Consider the following 2,674-nt stretch of genomic DNA (forward strand, 5'->3'; position numbering starts at 1 on the left):
ACTGAATGCCACATCATTGAACAGGCAGGGCTGTACCCGGCCTGTGGCAGTCAGGCGCAGCCTGTTGCATTCGGCACAGTGCCCACCATCCCCGCCAATGACACGGAAAAACGCTCCGGTATCAAGGTCCATTCTTCGTATAAAACGGACTTCCAGACCATTCTCCTCACCATACATGCCAACCGCCCGGGCATCCGGCTCAGAAGGATCTTTTTCGATAACACAATTGATCTTTATCGGTTCCAGGCCAGCTTTCCGGGCTTCTTTGATACTTTCAAGTACTTTTGTCAAACCGCCAACCCTGGTTATGGCTTTGTATTTGACCGGATCCATCGTATCCAGGCTCACATTGACCCTGTGCAGCCCAGCTGCCTTTAGGTCTCCTGCCATTGGCCCAAGCAAAATACCGTTTGTCGTCATCGAGAGGTCTTCTATGCCATCCACCTCGCCCAGCATTCTCACAAGGTCAACAATCCCATTTCTCACAAGTGGTTCACCCCCGGTTAACCTGACCTTGTTAATGCCCAGCTCAACTGCCACTTCAACCACTTGCAGGATTTCTTCAAAGCTAAGAATAGCTGAATGAGGCAATTGCTCTATGCCGTTTTCGGGCATGCAATAACTGCACCTTAAATTACACCGGTCGGTAACAGATATCCTGAGGTAATTTATGCTTCTGTTATATGAATCTAACATCAACGAATTCTCCCTGAGCTATTTTAGTAACCCCAACAGGTATACCGATGAATGCATCGGCGTCTACCAGTGATGTAATATGGGCGGATCCATGATACTCCAGCGGCACGACCTGATGGTCTTCGGTCAGCTTGACTGGGACCCAGGACAACCTGTTGGATTTCTTCCGCTCATAAGTCTTTCCCAAAGGCAGCCTGGCCATCCCTGGCAGGTGGCTTGCCCCTGACATTTTGAGTATCAATGGCTTTACAAATAGTTGAAACGTATTGAACGAGGAAACCGGGTTACCTGGAAGCCCGAATATCCGTTTTTCCTTAAATATGCCGTAAACCGTCGGTTTTCCGGGCTGGATGGAAACAGTCCGGAACAGGATCTCAACGCCAAGCTCATTCATTACGGACGGGATAAAATCAAAATCACCCATGGAAACACCTCCGGTAAGAATGAGGATATCCTGGTTTTCCAGAGCATCTTTTACAAGGTGAAACGTTCTTTCCTTATCATCGCCTGCAATGCCATAGTACCTGGCTTTTGAACCGAGCCGTTCAACTTGCGCAACCAGCTGATAGGCATTACTGTTTCTTATTTGAGAACCGGCAGGTTTAGCTTCGGGTTCAATGATCTCATCGCCGGTTGAAAGAATTCCCACATTCACTTTTTCAGCCACTCTTGGATCAACACAACCCACTGTAGCGAGTACAGCTATATGCTGGGGTTCCAGGATGGTCCCTTTAGCGAGCACAACTTCTCCTTTTCGGACATCTTCTGCACGGAAAATGATATTATGCTTGGTTTGGCCGGCACTAAACCTTACCATGCCATTTTCAAGTTCTATGGTTTCCTCATTGATGATAACCGTATCGGCACCTGCCGGTATCTTTGCTCCTGTCATGATCTTTGCGCACTGACCGCTGCGGATATGCTGAGTGGGATCCATACCAGCCGGTATCACTTCCACGATTCGTAAATCCTTATCCAGGTCCTCCTTACGGCAGGCATATCCATCCATGGCCGATTTGTCAAAAGGGGGCAGGTCAATGTCAGAAACTACATCTTCGTATAAAATCCTTCCAAGTGCATCTTTGAAATCAATGCACTCCGAACCGGTTTGGGGGGCCGTATTAAGAACAATGTCCAACGCTTCCTTATATGATAACATACTATCGTCTGGTGTAAGATTGAGCTACAAAATTAAGAATAACCCGGAATCATGTCCACATGTTCGCATATTCACATTTAAACAGGTGTAAAAGCAGGGGAATTCGCGGCTGAGCGCCTACATGTGAATATGCGTATTTGACATTAGGTATTTATACCCAAAATGCAGATTTTCTTTGCCAACCGCTTTGCCATGCACTAGATTTACCATGACGAACCCAGACTAAACCCGAATCTAATGAAAACTACGATCGCCAGGCATTGGCTTTGCCTGTTGCTCATCATGTGCTACAGTGCAGCCTTCAGCCAGGAGAACCTGGCCATGAATGATGGCCCGGGCAATCTGAATAATGCTATTTCTTTACAAGACACGTTAAAGGGGCAGCAACCGGAACTCAGTAAGACCCCTTTCCCCGAGAAATTCAACATCTATAAGAATCAAACCACCTGTGCAATACATGTGGTGGCAAAGGACATTGAGGAAGGGGCCTATAGTATTGAAATCACCGACCTTGAAGGAAACCGGGTGTTTAATGAGGTAGTGTTCCTGTCGAGGAACCACTACAAGATCATTGACACTTCCAATTTGCCGGAAGAATTTTATTATCTCATTATTCAATCGGGGGCAAAGCGTACCAAAAAGAAAATCAGCATTTAATCTGATTTAATAAGAAAAGCCGGGAACCTAGCTTTTCAGTTTCCTTTTGAAATATTCATATGTTTCAAATTGGGAGCGGTGGGCCTTTTTATCCGGAGCTTTACGATATTGATTCAGGTCATGCTCTCCAAGCAACCTGGCCTTACAGTTGTCCCTGAGCTG

Annotated in this window: 3 protein-coding genes; 1 reads left to right on the top strand and 2 read right to left on the bottom strand. The window is 46.5% G+C overall.

Going from position 1 to position 2,674, the window contains the following annotated elements; genetic code table 11:
* The coding region (locus V2I46_10480; protein ID MEE4177925.1) for a radical SAM protein at positions 1–696 on the bottom strand (696 nt) is incomplete at its 3' end.
* Positions 680–1,855 (bottom strand): gephyrin-like molybdotransferase Glp, encoded by a 1,176-nt coding sequence (glp, locus tag V2I46_10485; GenBank protein ID MEE4177926.1) that lies wholly within the window; start codon positions 1,853–1,855, stop codon positions 680–682. The genes V2I46_10480 and glp, both read right to left, overlap by 17 nt.
* A 237-nt stretch (positions 1,856–2,092) precedes the next feature.
* Here glp and V2I46_10490 point away from each other — a divergent pair, with 237 nt between their 5' ends.
* Positions 2,093–2,512 (top strand): T9SS type A sorting domain-containing protein, encoded by a 420-nt coding sequence (locus tag V2I46_10490; GenBank protein MEE4177927.1) that lies wholly within the window; start codon positions 2,093–2,095, stop codon positions 2,510–2,512.
* Positions 2,513–2,674: the final 162 nt, after the last annotated feature.

This window comes from Bacteroides sp. (assembly GCA_036351255.1).
Classification (GTDB): Bacteria; Bacteroidota; Bacteroidia; order Bacteroidales; family UBA7960; genus UBA7960.